Raw genomic sequence first — 16823 nt, forward strand, 5'->3', positions numbered from 1 at the left:
GACGATGACGCACACGGGCGAAGAGTTGGACCTCGCCGTCGCTGCCGCTGCGCAGGGCGACAGATCCGCTTTAGCTCAGGTACTGGAGATGATCCGCCCGCTGGTGGTGCGCTACTGCCGCGCGCGGATCGGAGCCGCGGAGCGTGGGCAGCTCTCCGCGGACGACGTTGCGCAGGAGGTTTGCCTGGCTGTGATGACAGCCTTGCCCAGGTATCAAGACCAGGGCAGGCCCTTCATGGCCTTTGTTTACGGGATCGCTTCGCACAAGGTCGCCGACGCTCATCGCAATGCCGCCCGTAACAAGGCGGAGGCGATGGCCGAAGTACCAGATGTCATATCCACCGACCAGGGACCGGAACAACGAGCTCTCGAATCAGAGACGAGCAGACAGATGAACCGTTTGCTCGCGACGCTTCCCGAGAAGCACCGAGAGATCTTGATCCTGCGCTTGGTCATGGGTTTGTCAGCGGAAGAAACCGCAGTCGCCGTGGGCAGTACGGCGGGTGCGATCCGGGTGGCCCAACACAGGGCACTCGCGAAACTCAAGTCACAAGTGGCGAGGGCAGGTGAAATGTATGGCTAGGGATGGCGAGCGCGGTCGGGGTGACTGGAAGGCGCGGCTTGGATCGCGAAACAGCGGTCCCTACGCCGAGGCGTCCGGGGACACCGGCCCGGTCGACATCGCCGCGGTACGCCGCGACGATGCTCTGATCGACGCCATCGCCAGCGATGGTCCGGTGCACACCGACAGCGCCGAGGAGTATCAGCTCGCGACGTTGCTCGCGGATTGGCGAGCGGAACTGATCGCACCTGCGATGCCGGCCGAGCCGGACCTGGATGCGATCGTGGCCGCGGTGAACCAGGAGATCGGCGCGCGGCAGGTTCGCATCGGGGCGCCCACCGGCGGGCGACTGAGGCTTCTGCGCCCGATCATGGGCGCCGCGGCCGCGCTGGCCTTGGTCTTCGGCGGCATGACGGCGTTCTCGTACAACGCGGAGCCGGGCGATCCGCTGTGGCGGGTCAAGGAGGTCGTGTTCAGCGAACAGGCCCAGACCACCGTGGTGCAGCGTGCGGGCAACGATCTGAACGAGGCGTCGACGCTGGTCACGGAGAATCCCGCCGAGGCGAAGGTGCGCTTGGAGCGGGCCAAGGAGAGCGCCGCGCAGGTCAGCGATCCGGATAAGCGCGCCGATCTGATGGCGCAGTGGGAGCGGTTGCTCGCGGAACTGCGCAAGGTGGAACCGGAACTGGCCGACCAGCTCGAGTCGACGGTGCCCAAGACCACCGATCCGCGCGCTACCCCCGGCACCAGCGCGACCACGAAGCCCAACCAGTCGACCGGCGGGACGTCCACGATCGTGCAGCAGCCGGGCGATGCGACGAAGCCTTCGACCACGGTCGATGCCACCGCTCCGAACGGGGGCGGGACATCGAACGGCGGCGGAACTTCGAACGGCGGCGGCGCGCCGACCACGGTGCCGCCGGTGACCACGGTGCCGCCGGGGACCACCCAGCCGCCGGCGACCGTGGAACCGACGGTTCCGCAGGAGCCGCCGGTCACGGAGGTCAAGCCGCCGCCTACGGGTGGGCCCACGGCGGACACCGGTAATCCGTCGGCGCCGCAGCCGCAGCAGCCGCCCACCGCTCCCACACAGGGCAACACCGGTACGAACGGCAACAACAATCAGCCGCCGACCTTCAGCGTGCCCGGCATCCCCAACCCGGGGTCGTTCGTGCCGCCCGGTCGCTGATAGACGCAGTACCGCGTAAGGCAAGAACCGATCGCCGGGCAGGCGGTCGGTTTTTTGTCTTTTCGGCGCCGGTCTGGGGGCGAAACCCATCGGGCCATGAGTCATCGGTGTGTCGGCCCGCGACGGGGGCTCGATGTCCGCTCGCCGAAGTGAGTGTGTGCGTCGAGAATCACATCGGCAAGGGCGAGGTACGCGAGCCTCGAGAGGCCCGCGTGCGTATCGGTGAGGGCGGTCTCAGCCGTCGAATCCGTCGAACCCGTCGCCGTGAAAAGCCTCGTTCATCGAGGCGTCCGCGTAGCCCCGGCAGTAGTCCCAGGTGACGTACGCTTCCGGCGTCGGGTCGTAGGCGGGCTCGTGCGGGCGGACCGTGCCGTCGACCAGCAACTGAAGCAAGTTGGCGCGCAACATGTCCCAGTCGTGGTAATGGTCCTGCCTGCAGTCTTCGCAGCTGACCACGAGACCGCGGATCCCGCGGTGGGCCAGCAGCGCCTCGTACACCGCGAGGTCGGCGAGATCCTCCTCGACCGCAAGGCGCTCGTGGGGATCCAGCGGTTCGCCGGGCTCGATGGCGTCGAGCGCGGCGGACGGGTCGGAGGGGTCTCCGGCGAACGGATCCGGCGGCAAGCCAGGTGGTAGATGGTCACGCACATCCCCACGGTACGCAGAACAGGGTGGTCTGCGCCAGCGATGCGGCCCGCCAGTTTCGGTGGTGGGCTCACTTCGTCGGCGAGTTCACCGGACAGATACCATGGAGCACAGGCTACGGCGGGTCCCGACCGCACCGCCGCCGAACCACGTCCATCCCATCAGCCGTCACGGCGCAGGTCATGCCTGCGCCGGTCGCTATCGACGTCCAGGAGGGGTCGATCCGAATGAGTAATCCCGTACCGGGCGAACGACTCGCAGTCCGCCCTTCTACGGGTGGCGACGATCCGAACAAGATCGCCATGCTCGGCCTCACATTCGATGATGTGCTGTTGCTGCCTGCCGCCTCGGATCTCATCCCCAGTTCTGTGGAGACCTCCAGCCGCCTCACCAGGGAGATCCGCTTGCGGACCCCGCTGGTCAGTTCGGCCATGGACACCGTGACCGAGGCGCGGATGGCGATCGCCATGGCCCGCGCGGGCGGCATGGGCGTGTTGCACCGCAACCTCTCGGCAGCCGACCAGGCCGCCCAGGTGGAGACGGTCAAGCGGTCGGAGGCGGGCATGGTCACCGACCCGGTGACCTGCCGCCCGAACGACACCCTCGCCGAGGTCGACGCCATGTGCGCCAGGTTCCGCATCTCCGGCCTTCCGGTGGTGGACGAGACCGGTGCGCTTGTGGGCATCATCACCAATCGCGACATGCGATTCGAGGTGGACCAGAACCGCCGCGTCGCCGACGTGATGACGAAGGCTCCGCTGATCACCGCGCAGGAGGGCGTGACCGCCGAGGCCGCGCTGGGGCTGCTGCGCAGGCACAAGGTGGAGAAGCTGCCGATCGTCGACGGCAACGGACGCCTGCGCGGCCTGATCACCGTCAAGGACTTCGTCAAGACCGATCAGTACCCCGACGCCACCAAGGACCGTGACGGCCGCCTGCTGGTCGGCGCCGCGGTCGGTGTCGGTGAGGACGCGTGGTCGCGTGCCATGACGCTGGCCGACGCGGGCGTCGACGTGCTGGTGGTGGACACCGCGCACGGTCACCAGGCGCAGGTGCTGCAGATGGTGACCAAGGTCAAGACCGAGGTCGGCGATCGAATCCAGGTGGTCGGCGGCAACGTGGCCACCCGTGCGGGCGCGGCGGCCCTGGTCGAAGCGGGCGCGGACGCGGTCAAGGTCGGCGTCGGCCCCGGCTCCATCTGCACCACCCGCGTCGTCGCGGGCGTCGGCGCGCCGCAGATCACCGCGATCCTGGAGGCGGTCGCCGCGTGCAAGCCCGCGGGCGTCCCGGTGATCGCCGACGGCGGCATCCAGTTCTCCGGCGACATCGCCAAGGCCATCGCCGCGGGCGCGTCCACCGTGATGCTCGGCTCGTTGCTCGCGGGCACCGCCGAGTCGCCGGGCGAGCTGATCCTGGTCGGCGGCAAGCAGTTCAAGAGCTACCGCGGCATGGGCTCGCTGGGCGCCATGCAGGGTCGCGGCCAGGCCAAGTCGTTCTCCAAGGATCGCTACTTCCAGGACGACGTGCTGGCCGAGGACAAGCTGGTCCCCGAGGGCATCGAGGGCAGGGTGCCGTTCCGCGGCCCGGTCAACCAGGTGATCCATCAGCTGGTCGGCGGCCTGCGCGCTGCCATGGGCTACACCGGCTCCCAGTCGATCGCGCATCTGCAGGAGGCCCAGTTCGTGCAGATCACCGCGGCGGGCCTCAAGGAGAGCCATCCGCACGACATCACCATGACCGTCGAGGCCCCTAACTACACGGGACGCGGTTAGCCCACTAGGTTCATGTACAGGACCAACCGGTCCGTGCATGATAAGAGCTGGCTGACCGGCTGTGGCGGTGAGCAGGCTGAGCGGTGGCCGGCGGCGCGTTTCATGCTGCCCGCCTGCCCCCGCAAGTGACCACTGGAGGCGCGAGTCTTACGAGCGCCGTTCGCGGCCCGGCTCGTGTCCGAGTGGGCGAAGCGCATGCGACGAAGTCGCGAGTCTCGCCCGCTCGGACGCGAGCCATGAGGGGGCCGCGAACACGCAGCGCCGCAGGCGCTGCAAATTAGACAAGGAGATTTCGCGTGCGCGACATGGTGGAGATCGGCATGGGCCGGACCGCCCGGCGTACCTATGAGCTGGACGACGTCGATATCGTCCCCTCGCGCCGGACCCGCTCGTCGAAGCAGGTCTCGCTGTCCTGGCAGCTGGACGCCTACCGTTTCGAGATCCCGTTTCTCGCGCATCCCACCGACGCGCTGGTATCGCCGGAGTTCGCCATCGAGCTCGGTCGCCTCGGCGGGCTCGGCGTGATCAACGGCGAGGGTCTGTGGGCGCGGCACGCCGATGTCGGTGCGAAGATCGACCAGCTGCTCGAGCTGGTCGGCAAGGGCGGCTACGAGCGCGCCGTGGCGTTGCTGCAGGAACTGCACGCCGCGCCGATGCAACCGGACCTGCTCGCCGCCGCGGTCGCGCAGGTCCGCGCCGCCGGTGTCACCGTGGCGGTGCGGGTGAGCCCGCAGAACGCGCGCACGCTCACCCCGGCGCTGCTGCAGGCGGGCATCGACCTGCTCGTGGTGCACGGCACGATCATCTCCGCCGAGCATGTCGGCGACGGTGAGCCACTGAATCTGAAGACCTTCATCGCCGAGCTGGACGTGCCCGTGGTCGCGGGCGGCGTGAGCGATCACCGCACCGCGCTGCACCTGATGCGGACCGGGGCGGCGGGTGTCATCGTCGGCTACGGCTCCTACCCCGGCGCGACGACCACCGGTGAGGTGCTTGGCATCGGCGTGCCGATGGCCACCGCGATCGCGGATGCCGCCGCCGCGCGCCGCGACTACCTGGACGAGACCGGCGGCCGCTACGTGCACGTCATCGCGGACGGCGACGTCGCCACCTCGGGGCAGCTGGCCAAGGCGATCGCGTGCGGCGCGGACGCCGCCATGCTCGGAGTTCCGCTCGCCGTGGCGGCGGAGGCGCCGGGCCGCGGCTGGTACTGGCCGTCGGCGGCCGCGCACCCTTCGGTTCCGCGCGGGTCGCTGCTGCACGTCGACGATCCGTGGGATCTCGGTGGCGAGCCGGTCGGTGACACGGTGCGCCCGAGCCTGGAGCGGGTGCTGTTCGGGCCGTCCGACGATCCGTTCGGATCGCTGAACCTCGTTGGTGGACTGCGTCGTTCGATGGCCAAGGCCGGTTACTCGGATCTGAAGGAATTCCAGAGGGTCGGCCTCAGCGTGCGCGCCTGAGCTCTGTTCGATTTGCAGCGCCTGCGGCGCTGCGTGTTCGCGGCCCCTTATGGCTCGCGTTCCAGCGGTCGAGACTCGCGCCTGCGGCGCATGCGCTTCGACCGCTGGTACGCGAGCCGGGCCGCGAACGGCGCTCGTAAGACTCGCTTCTCCGGTGAGCGCCGGGTGGCTCGGAGGGGTGCGGGCCGTGTACAACGTCAGCCGTTGCATGGCTCGCCCACCGCCGAGGTGCCGACGTGTTTCGCGCACCACGAGGCATGCGGCTTTGTGCCGCAAACATTTACGCGGTGCTCGCGCGGGCCGGGTTCACCGCACGCGGGTCGGTTTCGTCCGTGCGCGCAGGAATTGCTGGATCGCGTGGTTCACCGGCTCGGGGTGGGTCATCGTCACCGCCAGTCGGGCGTCCGCGATCTCGATGAACGTGGCGCCGGATAGTCCGTGGGCCAGTTCCTGGGCGCGTTCGCGGTCCATGCCGCTGTGGGTGGGGTGGATCACCAGAGCGGGACAAGCGATTTCGCGCAGGCGATCCAGCACCGAATCCCGGCTGAGCAGGCAGCCTGCCGCGACCTCGATGCCGCGCCGGTCGCGCACCAGCCAGCGCTGGGTCCAGATCTGGCGGTACCACTCGTCGTCGCCGATCAGCCAGGAAGCCAGCTGGTGCACGGCCCGTTCGCGGGAGCCGTCGTCGTACCACTCTTCGAGGAATTTCTGGGTGGCAGTGGACTGCTGCGGGGTGGGACCGTGCGCTTCGGTGCTGATGAGGATCAGCGCGGAGACGCGTTCCGGCGCGATCAAGGCGGTGCGCAGCGCGGTGAAGCCGCCCTGGGCGGTGCCGCCGATGACGGCCTGTTCGGCGCCGAGATGATCGAGGATGGTCAGCGCGTCGCGGGCAGCGGTCCAGTAGGTGAAGGGTAGGCCCTCGTCCCTGGTGCGGCCGTGGCCGCGGGCATCCCAGGAGACGATCCGGAACTCCGGTGCGAGCGCGGCCATTTGGGCGGCGAACATGGTGCGGTCCATGAAGAACTCGTGCGCCAGCAGTACCACCGGGCCGTCCCCGCCGCTGTCCTCGTAATGGATGTCGGCATCGATCGCGCGGGCGAAGGGCACGAGCAGAAGGATAACCAGCCGGCCCGGCCACGGGTGACGATTCGGGCGGTCGGCTCGCCTCCCGAGGGAGGGGCGCTGTGCCGATGATTCGCTCGTTTCGCCGCTCACTAAACTGGGTGGGTGGCACAAACCCAGAGACCGGTCCTCGTCGTCGACTTCGGAGCACAGTACGCCCAGCTGATCGCGCGGCGAGTTCGCGAGTCGAGCGTGTTCTCGGAGGTGGTTCCGCACACCGCGACGGTGGAGGAGATCGCCGACAAGCAGCCGCTCGCGGTGATCCTCTCCGGCGGCCCGGCCAGCGTGTACGCCGAGGGCGCGCCGCAGCTGGACCCGCGGTTGTTCGAGCTGGGGCTGCCGGTCTTCGGCATCTGCTACGGCTTCCAGGCGATGGCGCAGGCACTCGGTGGCACGGTCGCGCACACCGGCACTCGCGAATACGGGCGCACCGAACTCAACATCGATGGCGGTTTGCTGCACGGCGGCCTGCCCACCATTCAGCCGGTGTGGATGAGCCACGGCGACGCGGTCACCGACGCTCCGGAGGGCTTCGAGGTCACCGGCACCACCGCGGGCGCTCCGGTCGCCGCGTTCGAGGACCGCGCGCGCCGCCTGGCCGGTGTGCAATACCACCCGGAGGTGCTGCATTCGCCGCACGGCCAGCAAGTGCTGAGCCGGTTCCTGCACGAGCTCGCAGGCATCCCCTCCACCTGGACTCCGGCGAACATCGCCGACTCGCTGGTCGCCTCGGTGCGTGAGCAGATCGGTGACCGGCACGCGATCTGCGGGTTGTCCGGCGGGGTGGACAGCGCCGTCGCCGCCGCCCTGGTGCAGCGCGCCATCGGCGACCGGTTGACCTGTGTATTCGTCGACCACGGTCTGCTGCGGGCGGGGGAGCGCGAGCAGGTGCAGCAGGATTTCGTCGCCGCGACCGGCGCCAAGCTGGTGACCGTCGACGCGGTGGACAAATTCCTCGGCGAGTTGAAGGGCGTGACCGATCCCGAGGAGAAGCGCAAGACCATCGGCCGGGAGTTCATCCGGTCCTTCGAGGACGCGGTGGGCGAGGTGGTGCTCGAGCACGGCGAGGCCGACGGCGTGGCGCCGAAGGTCGAGTTCCTGGTGCAGGGCACGCTCTACCCGGACGTCGTGGAGTCCGGCGGCGGCACCGGCACCGCGAACATCAAAAGCCATCACAATGTCGGCGGCCTGCCCGACGACCTGGAGTTCGAACTCGTCGAACCGCTGCGGTTGCTGTTCAAGGACGAGGTGCGCGCGGTCGGCCGCGAACTCGGGCTGCCGGAGGAAATCGTTGCCCGCCAACCCTTCCCCGGGCCCGGTCTCGCCATCCGGATCGTCGGTGAGGTCACCGCGGATCGGCTGGAGACGCTGCGCCAGGCCGATGCCATCGCCCGTGAGGAATTGACCGCGGCCGGTCTGGACGGACAGATCTGGCAGTGCCCGGTCGTGCTGCTCGCGGATGTCCGAAGCGTCGGCGTCCAGGGTGACGGCCGCACCTACGGTCACCCGATCGTGCTGCGCCCGGTCTCCAGCGAGGATGCCATGACCGCGGACTGGACCCGGCTGCCCTACGAGGTGCTCGAACGCATCTCCACCCGGATCACCAACGAGGTGCCGGAGGTCAACCGCGTGGTCCTGGACGTGACCAGCAAGCCGCCGGGCACCATCGAGTGGGAGTGATCTCCCGGCGGTAGCCGCTCGGCGTCACCGAGAAGGTCAGCGGGGGCGGTGGAAGGCGCTGTGCAGAATCAGGTGCCCCAGCAGCGCACCGTTGGCGCTGCTGGGGCGGGGATCCGGCGGTGTGGTCCGCGCGGTGGGACGCGGCGGATCGGTGGGTTCGTCGGGGTTCATTCGTTTCTCCTGTCGTACGACGACGAGGGGTCCGGCCCGGATGATCGCTGGGGATGAACGTGGCACGGCCCGTCCGGTTGGACGGGCCGTGCGGTCATTTGCGGGGAGAGATCACCAGCAGGATGCCGATGACGATCGCGGCGATCACGACGATCCAACCGATCGGGATCATGCTGGCCGCGGGCCAGGACGCCGGACCGACGAAAGCCCACACGCTGATCGCGATGGACAGCAAACCCGCGATGAGCAGCGAGGCGGCGGGGCCGCGGCGGGAATCGGTCGTCTCTTCGCGCTCGGTCTCAGCCACGTCGCACCTCCACGTTTCCGGCGCGGACGTCGACGTTCAGTTCGAGCACCGGCGCGCCGAGAGTATTCGGACCGCTGATGCCGTCGGTGCAGAGGGCCTCGGCCATGGTCGCCGTGCAGCGGGTGCGGACGGTCATGTCCGCCGGAAGCAGGACGCGGGCTTCGCCCATCCGCACGTCGACGTCCACGGTGCGGTTCTCGGTCAGTTTCACCGACCGCAGATCCAGCGTGCCCGAGCCCATGGTCACCTGGTAGTTCGACGCCAGTTCCGCGACGGAAGCAGGCGCCCAGGTGTGGTTGCCCATCGCGGCCTGATCGAACTCGACCGGACCGACGGCGGAGGCGAGCAGCACGAATCCCGCGAGCGGCGCGGTGAGCACGAGCAGCCCGTAGCCACGCCGCAGGAACGCGCCGAGCACCAGGCCCAGACCGATCACGGCCAGCGCCGCGGCGGCGATCCGGCCGGGCGTCATCCATTCCGCGCCCGAGGCGGCCGCCGCACCCGCGCCCGCCGCCGCCAAAATGGCCAGGCCGAGCACCACCGGCGTCAGGCGCGAGCGCGGACGCTTCTGCGGCGGAGCGACGACCGTGCGGGCCGGGGCGGGGTCGGGGAGGTCCCAGGCGAGTGGGGCGACGCCGAGCGGGTCCCAGGACGGTGGAGTCGGACCGCCGATGATCGCGGGGTGAGCGGCGGGGCGGGGCGGGCTCGGAAGCTCGGTCTTGTCGCTGACCGAGGGCATAGGACCGACCTGGCCGATGGCAGCCGGATCCGATTCGGCTCGGTTACCGACGGCCGCGTCCGATTCGGTTCGCTTGCCGGTGGACGACCCCGGTCCGGCATCAGTGGCCCCTCCGGTGGGCGGCGCCGCCGACTTGTCCAGCACCACGGTCGCGGGGTCGGCGGCTTGCTCCTCGGCGGCGGGCTTGTGCAGCGGGACCGTTGCCGCATCGCCATTCGCGGCGTGCACGGGCGTCTCGGGGACATACGTCTCCGGCAGCTTGGTGTACGGCGTGTACACGGAGGTCGGCGGCACATACAGGTCACCGACGGTCCGGGTAGCGCCCTGCGGGAAGACCGCGCCGGGGTAGCCGGTGGCGGTGATCCCGCCGTCCGGGGCGAATCCGCCGAACGCCTCGGTGGTTCCGGGTGGCGGATTGGGTGTGCGCAGATGCAGCATCCACCAGCCGGCCAGCATCAGCGCGAGGCTGATCAGGCCGGATCCGCCGAGACCGACACCGACCGGGCCCATCGTGCTGACCGCGATGGCCAGCGCCACGATCAGCACGATGGTCTTGGTCTGTGACTGCGAGCTGTGGCCCTTGCCGACCAGCGATTCGGCCGCGGACGCCGGGTCGCCCGCCGCGCTCAGCAGCAGCCAGGCCAGCAGGTAGAGCACGAGGCCCGCGCCGCCGAAGATCGTCGAGACGACGAACGCGACGCGAACCAGCACCGGATCGATCTCGTAGCGCCGCGCGAACCCCGCCGCGACGCCCGCGATAGGCCCCTGGCGCGGCAATCGGATCGGCCGGGTCTGCCATATCTGCTGGACCTGGTCGCCGAAGCTCGTTTTCGTCATGTCTCCCATGGTGTGCCGACCCGCGGAATCGGCGCATCGGGGGGAACCCTGAAAAACGGCCTGAACACTTTGGACCGATCCACCGATGTAGCAATTGTTCAGCTATGCCGAGTTTCGCTGATCCGGCCGCTTCTGCCCTGGTCGGCGCGGGTGTCGCTGGTCGAGATCAGGGTGAATCCGGATGGCTGGCAGCCGCGTTGTCGGGCAGTATCGAAGACATGTACCCGTCTGTTCCCGCGTTCGACACTCGGGGGTTCGACGCCGCGCGCGGACCGGGCCCCGCGCCCGCGCCGGTCCCCGGGCCGCCGCAGGCGCGGATGTTCCGCCGCTCGGGTGGCCGGGTCGTCGGCGGCGTGGCGGGCGGTCTGGCCGACCATCTGGGCGTCGACGTGTTCAAGGTGCGGATGGCGTTCGTGCTGCTGTGCGCGCTGGCCGGAGCGGGCATCGCCGCCTACGGGCTGCTGTGGATCTTCACGCCCGGCGGCTCGGACCAGTCGAAACCTTCCGGTGCCGAGCGGCGGCAGGCGATCGGGCTTGCCATGCTCGGGCTGGGGCTCGCGGTCGCCGTGTCGTGGGTGTTCAGCGGGACGGCGGCGAAGGTGATCGCGCCGATCATCGTGGTGGCGGTCGGCGCGGCGCTGGTGTGGCGGGAGTACGACGTCGACGGGCCGCGTTCGCTGCTCGGGCTGCCCGCACGGCCCTCGGTCATCACCTGGTCTCGGATCGTCGCCGGTGCGACGCTGATCGTGGCGGGCCTCGGGGTGGTGGTGCTGGCGCGGATCGATCTCAGCTCACTCGGCTCGGCGCTGCTCGCGGTGGCGGTCACCCTGGTCGGCGCCGGACTGCTGACGGTTCCGCTGTGGCTGCGCATGATGCGCGCGCTGAACGCCGAGCGCGCCGCCCGCATCCGCAACGAGGAACGCGAGGAGATCGCCTCGCATCTGCACGATTCCGTGCTCCAGACGCTCGCGCTCATCCAGCGCCAGGCCGATGACCCGCAGGAGGTGCTGCGGCTGGCCCGCAGCCAGGAGCGGGAACTGCGGAAATGGTTGTTCGAGGATTCCGGCCCCGCGCAGTCGAGCTTGGCCGCGGCCCTGCGGACCATCGCGGGCGAGGTGGAGGACCAGCACGGGGTGAAGGTGGCGCCGGTGACCGTCGGCGACGTGTCGATGGACGTCGATGGTTCCGGATCCGGTCTGCCGAAGGAGCACTTCACCGCGCTGCTCGGCGCGAGCAGGGAAGCGCTGGTCAATGCCGCGAAGCACGCGGGCGTCCCGGAGATCGATCTGTTCGCCGAGGTCGAGCCGCATCAGGTGAGCGTCTTCGTGCGTGACCGTGGCTCCGGCTTCGACCTGGCGTCCGTGCCGGAGGATCGCCGGGGCCTGGCGAAATCCATTCGCGGCCGGGTCGAGCGCCGCGGCGGTCAGGTGGACATCCTGTCGAGGCCGGGCCGTGGCACCGAGGTACGGATCATCATGCCGCGGACCGATTCCGGCTGCCCCGCCCACGACGAAGAGCCCGCCCCCGCCGCGGGCGTCGTCCGCTAGCGTCCGCTTCTCGCGGACCCGCAGGGTCCGCACAGCTGCCGTGGGGTGCGCGAAGAGCGCGTGGGGGATGAGTGTGGTACCGGTTGGGGGTCAAGGGTCGGTTAGGAGAAGTAGGTGGCCGTGCGGGTCTTTCTCGTCGATGATCACGCCGTTTTCCGGTCGGGTGTGCGTGCGGAGTTGAGCCGGGAGGCGGACATGGAGGTGGTCGGGGAGGCCGGCGGGGTGGCGGAGGCGGTGGCCGGGATCAACGCCGAGCGCCCGGACGTCGTCCTGCTCGACGTGCACATGCCCGACGGCGGCGGGGTGGCGGTGCTGGCCGGCATCGAGCCGGGGCCGGTGTGCCTGGCGTTGAGCGTGTCCGATGCGGCGGAGGACGTGATCGCGGTGATCCGGGCGGGGGCCAGAGGGTATGTGACGAAGACGATTTCGGGATCCGAGCTGGCCGACGGGATCCGCCGGGTGGCGGGCGGTGATGCGGTCTTCAGCCCACGCCTGGCAGGCTTCGTGCTGGACTCGTTCACCGGAAGGTCCCCGGTACCCGAACCACCCCTGGATCCCGAACTCGACTCCCTGACCCCGCGCGAGTTGGAGGTGCTGCGCCTGCTCGCGCGCGGCTACACCTACCGTGAGATCGCCGAATCCCTGTTCATCTCCGTCAAAACCGTGGAAACGCACGCCTCCAACGTGCTGCGCAAGACCCAGCAGTCCAACCGCAACGCCCTGACCCGCTGGGCTCACCGCCGCCGCATCGACTGACGGCCGCGCGCCTGCCGGTGCGGTGCGGGGACGTCAGAGGACGGCGACGATGATCCCGATGATGATGATCAGGCCGATCAGCAGTCCCACGGCGATGGCGAGAGGGGCATTGTTCGGCTGGGGATTCCTGGCGCGCTGTGGGGTAGCGGTCGCGGACGCGCCCGCGTGGTTGCGGTGCGGGCGGGGCAGCGGGGTGGAGTGCGGACTGCGGATCCCGGCCGCCGAATTGCGCGCGGCCCAGGACGGGATGGTTCCGTCCTCGGTGCGGACGGGCGCGCCGAGAATGTGCGGGCCGGTGCCGGGACCGAAAGCGGCGGTGAGGATCTCGTCCCGCGCCTCGGCCATGGTCGGGCGGCGCTGCGGCGCGGGTTCCATCATGTGCAGCAGGGCCTGGGTCAGCACACCGCTGCGGGTCGGCGGGATGATCTGCGCCATGGCGGCGCGGTGCACGATGACGTCGCTGTCCTCGTCGAAGCCGAACGGCGGCTGCCCTTCGATCGCGGTGTAGAGCGTGGCACCCAAGGAGAACACATCGCTGGCCTTGGTCGGCTGGGCTCCGCGCGCCACCTCGGGGGGCAGATAGGAGGGGGTGCCGGTGATCACGCCGTCCGGTTCGTCGGACAGATCGCCCGCACCCCGGGAGATGCCGAAGTCGCTGAGTTTCGCCATACCCACGCCGGGGCCGCGGTCGGCGACGAGGATATTGCCCGGCTTGATATCCCGGTGCACGATGCCGACCGCGTGCGCGGCGGCGAGCGCGTCGGCGACCTGGGCGCCGATCTGCGCGACCTCGATCGGCGGCAGCGTGTCGACCAGCGCGAGCGCCTTCGCGACGCTGCGGGAGGGTAGGTGTTCCATCACCAACCAGGGCTCACCGGCCTCGAGCACCACGTCGTACACGGCGATCGCGTGGTCGTGCGAGAGTTTCGCGGCGACGCGGCCCTCGTGCAGGATCTGGTTGCGGACCGCCTCCGCTTCTGCCTCACCGAGCCCGGCTGTGGTGAGCACCTGCTTGATCGCGACGTCCCGGTCGAGCAGGCGATCGTGCGCCAGCCAGACCGCGCCCATGCCGCCGCCGCCCAGCTTCGACTGGAGGCGATAGCGGCCTGCGACGAGATATTGGGGGCCGACAGTGGGACGAGCGCGTTCGGTCACGGGTGCAGGGTAGCGGAAAATGAGGCTAGCTGGCCTGATTCGTGTTCGCGCATAGGCGATACACGGGGCACGGCCATGTGCCGCGCCCGCTCGCTGACGCTCGGTCGGGATGCGTGTCACACACCATACCGATGAATGGGTGCCGTTGCGTCATAGCCGGGCGCGCGCCGGGTTCGCTCCTCGCATCGAGAATCACGTCACTCGGAAGGGATCCGCGGATTTCCGGCCCATGGCAGTGGTTGCGTGGCCGGTTTGCCGAGCCGGGCACTTTCCCCTCGGGCGGGGACGGCGCGACACGAAGCCCCTCCGCTCTTGACGAAACCCAGGGGTCGGTTTCTACTGAGTCGGTATCGAACGTATATTCGATATCGATCGATAGCTGAATCGGTGCTGTGCTCGAAATCGAGGGCAGCTCCGCCATGCTTCGCCTCGGGTCCATCGTGGGAAGTGGGTGTTGAGATGGGTTCGGATGCGATATCGCAGGGAGGGGTGAATCGGGGCGCGCTGCGGCGTGATGGTGGGCGGGAGGATGCTCCCTCCCTGGCTGAGCTGCGCAGACGCATGGCCGCGGTGCCGGGGCGTGGTGAATCCGCGGCGCAGCGGGTCCCGCTCGGCGCCGAATCGAGCCGCGCGGCATTGCCGGTGCCAGCGGCGCTCGCGCCCCTGTTGCCCGATGGTGGCCTGCCCAAGGGTTCCGTGGTGGCGTACACCGGGGCGAGTTCGCTGCTGGCCGGTCTGCTCGCCGCGGTGACCGAGGGCGGTGGGCATGCCGCGGTGGTCGGCATGCCCCGGCTCGGTCTGCTCGCCGCGGTGGAGATGGGGGCGCAGCTGCGGCGGCTGGCCGTGATCGCCGAGCCCGGCCCCGATCCGGTGGAGGTGGCAGCGGTGCTGCTCGACGGGCTCGATCTGGTCGTGCTCGGACTCGGCGGCGGCGCCGTCGCGCCCGCGCGCGGCCGGGTGATCGCGGCCCGCGCCCGCAACAAGGGCGCCACCCTCGTGGTCGCCGACGGTCGCTGGCCCGGCGCGTCCCTCCAGCTCGACGCCCGCATCGCGGGTTATGCCGGTCTCGGCCGCGGGCGCGGACGCTTGCGTTCGCTCGGCTTGACGGTCGAGGTGCGTGGCAAGGCGGGACCGCCGCGGCGCGGACGGCTGGATCTGTGCCCGAATGCGGGGCGCGTGGAATGGGTGCTGCGCGAGAAGTCCGCCCGGCCAGCCGAAGTCGCCGACACGCAGGAGGCGGTCTCGTGAGTGCGCCCGTGGGGGACGAAGGTCGTTCGTCGCCGTGATCCGGCCGGGGTCGAAGCGGGTGCTCGCCCTGTGGTGCCCGGACTGGCCCGCGGTCGCCGCGGCGGCGTCGGCGGGACTGCCCGCGACGCGGCCGGTGGCGGTGCTGTTCGCCAACCGGGTGGTGGCCTGTTCGGCGATCGCCCGAGCCGAAGGGGTGCGCCGCGGCCTGAAGCGCCGAGAGGCGCAGGCGCGGTGCCCCGATCTGTTCCTCGCGCAGCAGGATCAGGACCGGGACGCGCGGCTGTTCGAACCGCTGGTCGCGGCGGTGGCCGCGACGGTGCCCGGTGTGGAGGTACTGCGCCCCGGGCTGCTCGTGCTCGCCGCGCGCGGTGCGGCGCGGTTCTTCGGGTCCGAGGAGGCGGCGGCCGAGCGCCTGGTCGACGCGGTGGCCGCGGCCGGGGCGGAAGCGCAGATCGGGATCGCCGACGAGTTGTCCACGGCGGTGATCGCCGCCCGGCGCGGCGCGATTGTGCCGGTGGGGGCGGGTGCGCGGTTTCTCGCGCCGCTGCCGATCGGGGAACTCGCGGTGGAGCCGAGCCTGGCCGCCCCGGAACGCGCCGATCTGGTGGATCTGCTGCACCGCTTGGGTCTGCGCCGGATCGGTGATTTCGCCGCGCTCTCCGCAGCGGAGGTCGCCTCCCGGTTCGGGACCGACGCCGTGCTCGCGCACCGCTGCGCCAGGGCCCAGCCGGAGCGTCCGCCGTCCGCCCGGCAGCCGCCGCCGGATCTGGTGGTGGAGTATCGCTGTGATCCGCCGATCGAGCGGGTCGACGCGGCCGCCTTCGCCGGTCGCCTGCTCGCCACCCGGCTGCACAGCGCGCTCGCGGCGGCCGGACTGGCCTGCACCAGGCTCTCGGTACACGCGGAAACCGCGGCGGGGGAGGATCTCGCGCGGATCTGGCGCTGCGCCGAGCCGCTCACCCCGGAGGACACGGCGGACCGGGTGCGCTGGCAGCTGGACGGCTGGCTCACCCGGCGCGACGGCGCGCGGCCCACCGCGCCGATCACCGTGCTGCGGTTGGAACCTGTCGAGGTGGTCACGGCGGGCGCGCTGCAACTCGGGCTGTGGGGCGGGGCCGGGGAAGAGGACGAGCGAGCCCGGCGCGCGCTCATCCGGGTGCAAGGGTTGCTGGGCGGGGAAGCGGTGCGGGTCGGCGTGCTCAGCGGCGGACGGGGGCCCGCCGAACGAATCACCATGGTCCCGCTGGGTGACGAACTCGTCCCCGCGGCCGACCCCGCGCAACCCTGGCCGGGCCGGCTGCCCGAGCCCGCCCCCGCCGTACTTCTGCTGAACCGTCCGCTGGTGCGGCTCGAAACCGCCGACGGCGCGCCCGTCAAGGTCACCGACCGCGCCATGTTCGACGCCGAGCCGGCACTGCTGCGCTGGGGGAGCAAACAGTGGCGGCTGACCGGCTGGGCGGGCCCGTGGCCGGTGGACGAGCGCTGGTGGGCGCCCGATGCGGACGACGCGGAACTCACCGCCCGCGCCCAGGTCCAACTCGACGACGCGCCCGCCCCCAGCCGAGTGCTGCTGCTGGTCTACCGCGCCGAAACTTGGCGCGCCGAGGGGCTTTACGACTGAGGGCCACAACAA

The 16823-nt window shown here is 70.4% G+C and carries 15 protein-coding genes; 9 read left to right on the plus strand and 6 right to left on the minus strand.

The features are described 5' to 3' along the window. Positions 1 to 4: 4 nt before the first annotated feature. Together ACZ6DL_RS24800 and ACZ6DL_RS24805 are read left to right on the plus strand one after the other, a co-directional pair. Positions 5 to 583, plus strand: coding sequence for a sigma-70 family RNA polymerase sigma factor (locus tag ACZ6DL_RS24800; RefSeq protein WP_040864971.1), 579 nt, complete (start codon positions 5 to 7; stop codon positions 581 to 583). Then, positions 576 to 1751: an anti-sigma-D factor RsdA gene (locus ACZ6DL_RS24805; RefSeq protein ID WP_466054557.1), complete on the plus strand. Its 1176-nt coding sequence runs from the start codon at positions 576 to 578 to the stop codon at positions 1749 to 1751. Before ACZ6DL_RS24800 ends, ACZ6DL_RS24805 begins: the two co-directional genes overlap by 8 nt. A 234-nt stretch (positions 1752 to 1985) precedes the next feature. On the opposite strand, the gene ACZ6DL_RS24810 is transcribed toward ACZ6DL_RS24805, so the two are convergent. After that, positions 1986 to 2399, minus strand: coding sequence for a DUF5319 domain-containing protein (locus tag ACZ6DL_RS24810; RefSeq protein ID WP_039795739.1), 414 nt, complete (start codon positions 2397 to 2399; stop codon positions 1986 to 1988). A gap of 224 nt (positions 2400 to 2623) precedes the next feature. Between ACZ6DL_RS24810 and guaB the strand changes: the two genes are divergently transcribed. Continuing rightward, positions 2624 to 4168 (plus strand): IMP dehydrogenase, encoded by a 1545-nt coding sequence (gene guaB, locus ACZ6DL_RS24815; protein WP_466054559.1) that lies wholly within the window; start codon positions 2624 to 2626, stop codon positions 4166 to 4168. A gap of 296 nt (positions 4169 to 4464) precedes the next feature. Further along, a complete protein-coding gene (locus ACZ6DL_RS24820) occupies positions 4465 to 5628 on the plus strand; it encodes a GuaB3 family IMP dehydrogenase-related protein (RefSeq protein WP_062973239.1) in 1164 nt (387 codons plus the stop codon). Positions 5629 to 5934: 306 nt separating this feature from the next. On the opposite strand, the gene ACZ6DL_RS24825 is transcribed toward ACZ6DL_RS24820, so the two are convergent. Next, positions 5935 to 6735 carry an alpha/beta fold hydrolase gene (locus tag ACZ6DL_RS24825; RefSeq protein WP_040864973.1) on the minus strand — a complete coding sequence of 267 codons (801 nt, stop codon included), beginning with the start codon at positions 6733 to 6735 and terminating at the stop codon, positions 5935 to 5937. Positions 6736 to 6855: 120 nt separating this feature from the next. On the opposite strand from ACZ6DL_RS24825, the gene guaA reads away from it, so the two are divergent. After that, the gene (guaA, locus tag ACZ6DL_RS24830) at positions 6856 to 8430 is read left to right on the plus strand and encodes a glutamine-hydrolyzing GMP synthase (RefSeq protein ID WP_393234989.1); all 1575 of its coding nucleotides are present in this window, start codon (positions 6856 to 6858) and stop codon (positions 8428 to 8430) included. Between the two features lie 36 nt (positions 8431 to 8466). On the opposite strand, the gene ACZ6DL_RS24835 is transcribed toward guaA, so the two are convergent. From ACZ6DL_RS24835 to ACZ6DL_RS24845, 3 genes are all read right to left on the minus strand, one after another. After that, positions 8467 to 8601, minus strand: coding sequence for a hypothetical protein (locus ACZ6DL_RS24835; protein WP_466054562.1), 135 nt, complete (start codon positions 8599 to 8601; stop codon positions 8467 to 8469). A gap of 94 nt (positions 8602 to 8695) precedes the next feature. Further along, positions 8696 to 8908, minus strand: a complete 213-nt coding sequence (locus ACZ6DL_RS24840) for a hypothetical protein (protein WP_063051517.1) — start codon at positions 8906 to 8908, stop codon at positions 8696 to 8698. Beyond that, positions 8901 to 10493, minus strand: a complete 1593-nt coding sequence (locus tag ACZ6DL_RS24845) for a PspC domain-containing protein (RefSeq protein ID WP_466054564.1) — start codon at positions 10491 to 10493, stop codon at positions 8901 to 8903. The genes ACZ6DL_RS24840 and ACZ6DL_RS24845 overlap by 8 nt, the downstream gene beginning before the upstream one ends. A 209-nt stretch (positions 10494 to 10702) precedes the next feature. Between ACZ6DL_RS24845 and ACZ6DL_RS24850 the strand changes: the two genes are divergently transcribed. Continuing rightward, complete coding sequence (locus ACZ6DL_RS24850; protein ID WP_466054679.1) at positions 10703 to 12031, plus strand: ATP-binding protein; 1329 nt, start codon at positions 10703 to 10705, stop codon at positions 12029 to 12031. Positions 12032 to 12151: 120 nt separating this feature from the next. Further along, positions 12152 to 12787 (plus strand): response regulator, encoded by a 636-nt coding sequence (locus ACZ6DL_RS24855; protein WP_040865043.1) that lies wholly within the window; start codon positions 12152 to 12154, stop codon positions 12785 to 12787. A gap of 33 nt (positions 12788 to 12820) precedes the next feature. On the opposite strand, the gene ACZ6DL_RS24860 is transcribed toward ACZ6DL_RS24855, so the two are convergent. Continuing rightward, positions 12821 to 13942, minus strand: coding sequence for a serine/threonine-protein kinase (locus ACZ6DL_RS24860; protein ID WP_466054566.1), 1122 nt, complete (start codon positions 13940 to 13942; stop codon positions 12821 to 12823). A gap of 459 nt (positions 13943 to 14401) precedes the next feature. Between ACZ6DL_RS24860 and ACZ6DL_RS24865 the strand changes: the two genes are divergently transcribed. Beyond that, entirely contained in the window at positions 14402 to 15190 is a 789-nt protein-coding gene (locus ACZ6DL_RS24865; RefSeq protein ID WP_466054568.1) for a hypothetical protein, read from the plus strand. Between the two features lie 34 nt (positions 15191 to 15224). Beyond that, entirely contained in the window at positions 15225 to 16811 is a 1587-nt protein-coding gene (locus ACZ6DL_RS24870; RefSeq protein ID WP_466054570.1) for a DNA polymerase Y family protein, read from the plus strand. Positions 16812 to 16823: the final 12 nt, after the last annotated feature.

It is taken from the genome of Nocardia sp. NPDC041819, assembly GCF_055590505.1.